Consider the following 5463-nt stretch of genomic DNA (forward strand, 5'->3'; position numbering starts at 1 on the left):
GCCGCTGACCCCAGTTCCATTGAAGCAATGTTGCACGAGGAGTTTCGTTACTTAACGCACTTTCAAACGGAGCTCAGTAAACCTCGTTTGCTAGCTTACTTGAGACAAAGCCCTGGGTTAGTCGAGACCTTCAAACTGGGTGATCGCTATGTCTTCTCTACGGGCGATCTAGCGCTCGTTTGGGGTACGGTTCAAACTCAGGGTCAAAACGACGAGTTTGAGTCTGTTACATCACGCTATTGGCACGTGTGGTATAAGCATGATTCCCAATGGTTTTTGTTAAGACGCCAAGCGGGCCTGCTTGACAGAGAAAACCGATAATCCTGATTCATCTCGATTCGAAACCCAATGTCTGCAGCGTCGGGCATGCCCAAGTGCGGTATTCTTTAGCATTGCAGGTCTCTTTTAATTGTGAAAAACTCTCAATAAGAAAAGAAGGTATTCACAATGTCTCGCAGACTGCTATTCGTGATTCTTGGGCTGTTTATCCTACTGACTGGATGCGGCCAGAATGAGAAATCCAACGAAACACCCGATTCGGACTACCAGCGTCGACTCATCGAGCGCTTGATTGACTTGTAGTTGAGGCAGGTCGCAACATCTCTCGACTACCCATATCAGATGCCCAGCTCAATCTCCCAGACCGCGACACCATTACGGCGGGAATGTGAGAGCTGCCGGGGCAGCTACTTCAGTCGCTTCATAGGCTCGTTTGAGGTAAATACCTAGCGATCATTGCGTAGTCGCAATGATCTATTGTGGCGCCGTCAGGAATAGGGATGCGAACAACGTGGCCAGATCCGGGCGCTACAGAAACCTGTTCGCCACGCTTGTTGGTAATTTGCTGAAGGGTAAAGTCGCAGTTTCCGGTGGGCGTCATCAGCTCGAGCTTGTCGTCTTGCTCGAATCGGTTGTTAACGGATATCACGAGTTCTTGGTGGGCGTTGTCGACCTCCAGTACTTCGCCGACAAACTGTTGGTAGTCTCCACGCGAGACGCCTTTTTCATAGTTTTGGAACTCGGCGGGTGGATGTCGTCGATAAAAGCCTTCGGTATATCCCCGGCTGGCGAGCTTTTCAAGCTCGTTCATGAGTGACATATCAAAGTCTCGTCCTGCCATCGCGTCATTAATGGCGCGACGATAAGTTTGCGCGGTGCGAGCGACGTAGTAGGGCGATTTGGTGCGCCCCTCGATTTTGAGGCAGTTAATACCGATATCGACTAAGGATTTGACGTGCTGGATGGCCCGCAAGTCCTTGGAATTCATGATGTAGGTGCCGTGTTCGTCCTCGAAGGCGGGCATTAGATCTGCAGGTCGGCCTTCTTCTTGCAGTAGGAATATTTGCTCTCTGCTGTCGGCGTTCGGGTCGTGCAAAGCTACGACATCGCCATTGGCATCTTCAGCGGCTTCGTGCGCTTGATACTTCCAGCGGCAAGTATTAGTGCAGGCGCCTTGGTTGGAATCGCGGTGGGTGATGTAGCCAGATAATAAACATCTACCGGAGTAGGCAATACACAGAGCACCGTGGATAAAGACCTCCAGTTCGATATCGGGGCACTGTTCGCGGATTTCTTTTACCTCTTCCAGAGACAACTCTCTGGAGAGAATGATGCGAGTCAGTCCGAGCTTTTGCCAGAACTTAACGGTGGCCCAATTCACGGCATTCGATTGAACCGACAAATGTATTGGTAGATCAGGCCAGCGCTCGCGAACCATCATTATGAGTCCGGGGTCGGCCATGATGATGGCGTCTGGCTTCATTGCAACGACAGGTTCCATGTCACGTAGATAGTATTTGAGCTTGTCGTTGTGAGGTGATACGTTGCTTGCGATGAAAAATTGCTTGCCATTTGCGTGGGCTTCATCCACCGCGGACGCTAATTTATCGATATCATTGAATTCGTTGTTTCGTACCCGAAGGCTGTAGCGTGGTTGCCCTGCATACACAGCGTCGGCACCGTACGCGAAAGCGTAGCGCATGGCTTTGAGGGATCCAGCGGGCGATAGGAGTTCAGGGGAGTTCATAGAGCGGCCAACACATGTTCAAAATCGCCGCGCATTATCGGAGCTTACCACCGCCCGAACAATGCGCTTGGGTGCGTGTTCCCAGTGTTACCAGGGGGATTTAGCCCTCAACTTGACTCATATCAAATATTACGCTGGCGAGGCCGACGCTTGATTTTTATGACTTAGTGGGGGCAAGTGCATCCAGTAACGCCCTTGTCACTTCACTCGCTCGAGCATACGTAATGTTGTGGTTGCCTTCATCTAAGGTTGTCGAGGTTAATTGTGGCACGTCTTCCGCCATTTCTGCCAAGCCACAGTAGGGGACCACTTGATCTGCTGTGCCCCAAATCGCGTGCACCGGAATGTTCGTTTGTCCAACGAGCTGATAACGGTCGCCTAGATCTCCCATTGGATAGGACCTAAGAGTCGACAGTAAGGCATTCGTGTAGCCTTTGTAGTTGGCCTGTTGCTCAAATAACGGGAGCATCTCGGCTGGCGCCGCACCTGAATTCACTTCTTCGCGGATGGATTTTATTGCGTAGTGTTTACCAAATACGGTGGCGATATAGTCACCGAGCACTGGCTTGGCCAGAGCGCTTAGCGAGCCTGAATTACCCATGTAGCCAGCTGGCGCGATTAAAACAAGTTGTTTAACTTGTTCTGGATGCTCTGCAGTAAAATCAATGACGTTGGCTCCCCCCATAGAGTAGCCAACCATGGTTACTGGTGTTTTTAAGTCCAGTCCTTCGATGACGTCCAGAAGTTCCTGACGATATAAATTGCTGTCGTAGGGGCCCTTGGGGCGGTCAGAGAAGCCGCGTCCCAAATGATCAAAGGTAATGACTTGAAAGCCAGCATCGACGAGCTCAGGTTTTACTTGATTCCAAACAAATTTAGGCGTGCTGAAGCCGTGAACCAGAATCACTGCAGGCGCGTTCTCGTCGCCGTCACGCGTATACGATAAGCGCCCTTGATCGGTATCTAAGTATAAACCGCCTAGAGTGTCTTGCTCAGTTCTGTCGAGCGGTGCGGAGGTCAGTAAGATGTAGCTATAGGGTATGGCGGTTATCACGACGACTAATGCGACAAGCCAAAGGATGATCTTTGCCAGAATGTGCATGGGGAGCCCTCAGTTTTTTATTGTACTCGGATCGTAATGGAACATCCCCATGGATGCCAGACAAGCTTTTCATTTTGGGTTACAGTTAGGCTTTTACATCATAACAAAAGGGCCCATCATGTCTGAACGAGTCAACATCGAAGTTGCCAACCACATCGCCGTTGTGACGCTTAACCGCGCCGATAAAATGAACGCTTTGGACCCAGAGATGTTTAAAGCAATCAACAACACGATTGATGCGCTTAGAACTATGGATGATGTCAGAGTGGTCGTACTAAAAGGAGAGGGGCGCGCGTTCTGTGCTGGTTTGGACCTAAGTAACTTCACCAATTCGGGAGGCAGCCCTGGCTCTGATTTGATCGAGCGCACCTACGGGCTTGCAAATGCCTGGCAGCAGGTGGCTTGGGGGTGGCGCGCTCTCGAGGTGCCGGTTATCGCTGCGGTGCATGGCATCGCGTTTGGTGGCGGCTTTCAAATCATGTCGGGCGCCGATATTCGCTTCATTCACCCCGATACACGGTGCTCTATCATGGAGATGAAATGGGGTTTGGTGCCCGATATGGGCGGCTTCCCGTTATGGCGCGGCATCGTACGCGAAGATCATTTGCGACAGTTGATTTATACCAATGACGAATTCTCTGGGACTCAAGCGCAGGCTATGGGTTTCGCTACACACGTGGCAGCTGATCCTCTAGAAGATGCCATGGCCCTAGCCAAGGTTATTGCCGGCAAGAACCCGGCGGCCATTCGCGGTAGCAAGCGTATTTGTAATCTTTTGGGTGAGGGCAGCGACGCCGAGTTGCTGATGGCCGAATCCGTCGAGCAAGACAAGGTCATTGGCAAACCCAATCAAATTGAAGCCGTCATGGCGCAAATGGAAGGGCGTGCGGCAAACTTTCAATAGGTAGCGAGCATGTTGTGTATGGCGCTTCCGAGGCTTTTTAGTTTTCGCCGCTGTCCCTATGCGATGCGCGCTCGTATGGCGCTCTATCAAGCTCGTATTACGCTCACACTGATTGAAGTTGAGCTTAAAAATAAACCTGAAGCGATGCTGACCTTATCGCCAAAAGGCACTGTGCCTGTGCTGGCCTTGCCAACCGGCGAGGTCTTAGATGAGAGTCGTGATATTCTTTTTTGGGCACTTGCGCAAGCCGATCTTGAAGGGTGGTTGGCCCCCGGTCCGGAGCACATTGAGACTTTGATTGACGAGTGCGATCAGGTGTTTAAGCCTTGGCTAGATCGCTATAAGTATCATGTCGGTTATCCGGAGCACAGCCCCGAATACTATCGCTCACAAGCGCTACGGACGCTGAATGCCTGGGATGCACGGTTACAAGATTCAGAGTTCCTGTTGGGCTCAAAACCCAGTGCCGCGGATGTGGCCTTATTCCCATTTGTGCGACAGTTTGCGAACGTTGATCGCGCATGGTTCGACTCGCAGCAAGATCTGCAGGCACTTAGAAACTGGTTAGGTTACTGGTTAGAGCATCCGATGTTTGCCGCTGTTATGGACAAACGCTTGGAATTCTCGTTCTCGGAGGCTCCCTAAATTTTTGCCGCTGGCCGACCTTTTAACCAAATCAACATGCCGCTTACTGCGACCAAAGCCGGTACCGTTGAGATCACCACAGTGGTCCAGCCAAAACTGGATAGCAAGGTCCCCGCCAACAAACTGCCTAGGGCAGAGGTGCCAAAAACTGCGGCGTCATTGATGCCTTGGACTCTGAATCGCTCAGACGCCCGATAGGTGCTAACCAGCAGTGTGGTACCGCCAACAAACATAAAGTTCCAGCCGACGCCTAAAAGAATCATTGAGATCGCGTAGTGCATGACTTGCTGGCCTGCGAGTGCTGCCCCGAGTGTTATTACGTAAGCGATTAGCCCCAGAGTGATGATGGGTTTTTCGCCGAAGCGCGTAATGAGAAGGCCAGAAAATAATGAGGGAACGTACATCGCCAGAACATGGGCGCGAATAACCTCCGCCGTATCGGTCAGGCTGTGGCCGTCGTGTACGTGCATCGATACCGGCGTGGCTGTCATGATGTAAGTCATGACGCCGTAGCCGACGGTACCCGAGAGTACTGCCAACAGAAAATAAGGATTTTGGGCAATTTCTCGTAGCCCACGAGCTGCCTGATCGGGATGTTCGTCGGTATCGTCGATCATTTTTGGTAGAGACAAACATGCAAGCAATATCGCGGCAATGCAAAATAGGCCCGCAGCCGCCCGCAGAGCGCCCAAGAATGCGCTGTCGGAAAATCGTTCGCCTTGAGCAATGAGCTCTGGTCCTAAGAACGCGCCACCTATACTGCCAATTAATATCAAACTGATGGCG

At 51.5% G+C, this 5463-nt stretch carries 7 protein-coding genes; 4 read left to right on the forward strand and 3 right to left on the reverse strand.

From position 1 onward, the window contains the following. Together ACTF5Z_RS11180 and ACTF5Z_RS11185 are read left to right on the forward strand one after the other, a co-directional pair. Window positions 1-321: nuclear transport factor 2 family protein (locus ACTF5Z_RS11180; protein ID WP_438985702.1), on the forward strand; the 321-nt coding region annotated here is incomplete at its 5' end. Between the two features lie 126 nt (window positions 322-447). Continuing rightward, window positions 448-582, forward strand: coding sequence for a hypothetical protein (locus ACTF5Z_RS11185; protein WP_438985703.1), 135 nt, complete (start codon window positions 448-450; stop codon window positions 580-582). Window positions 583-700: 118 nt separating this feature from the next. Here ACTF5Z_RS11185 and trhP read toward each other — a convergent pair whose 3' ends face one another. Continuing rightward, window positions 701-2026, reverse strand: a complete 1326-nt coding sequence (gene trhP, locus ACTF5Z_RS11190) for a prephenate-dependent tRNA uridine(34) hydroxylase TrhP (RefSeq protein WP_438985704.1) — start codon at window positions 2024-2026, stop codon at window positions 701-703. Window positions 2027-2183: 157 nt separating this feature from the next. Beyond that, a complete protein-coding gene (locus tag ACTF5Z_RS11195) occupies window positions 2184-3128 on the reverse strand; it encodes an alpha/beta fold hydrolase (RefSeq protein ID WP_438985705.1) in 945 nt (314 codons plus the stop codon). A gap of 118 nt (window positions 3129-3246) precedes the next feature. Between ACTF5Z_RS11195 and ACTF5Z_RS11200 the strand changes: the two genes are divergently transcribed. Together ACTF5Z_RS11200 and ACTF5Z_RS11205 are read left to right on the forward strand one after the other, a co-directional pair. Next, on the forward strand, window positions 3247-4032 hold the full coding sequence (locus ACTF5Z_RS11200; RefSeq protein ID WP_438985706.1) for a crotonase/enoyl-CoA hydratase family protein: 786 nt from the start codon (window positions 3247-3249) through the stop codon (window positions 4030-4032). An 18-nt stretch (window positions 4033-4050) separates the two neighbouring features. Further along, window positions 4051-4677 (forward strand): glutathione S-transferase, encoded by a 627-nt coding sequence (locus ACTF5Z_RS11205; protein WP_438985707.1) that lies wholly within the window; start codon window positions 4051-4053, stop codon window positions 4675-4677. Here ACTF5Z_RS11205 and ACTF5Z_RS11210 read toward each other — a convergent pair. Further along, a partial coding sequence (locus tag ACTF5Z_RS11210) for an MFS transporter (protein ID WP_438985708.1) occupies window positions 4674-5463 on the reverse strand: 790 nt, incomplete at its 5' end. The genes ACTF5Z_RS11205 and ACTF5Z_RS11210 overlap by 4 nt on opposite strands.

The sequence above is a fragment of the Aequoribacter sp. genome, assembly GCF_965659035.1.
GTDB lineage: Bacteria > Pseudomonadota > Gammaproteobacteria > Pseudomonadales > Halieaceae > Aequoribacter.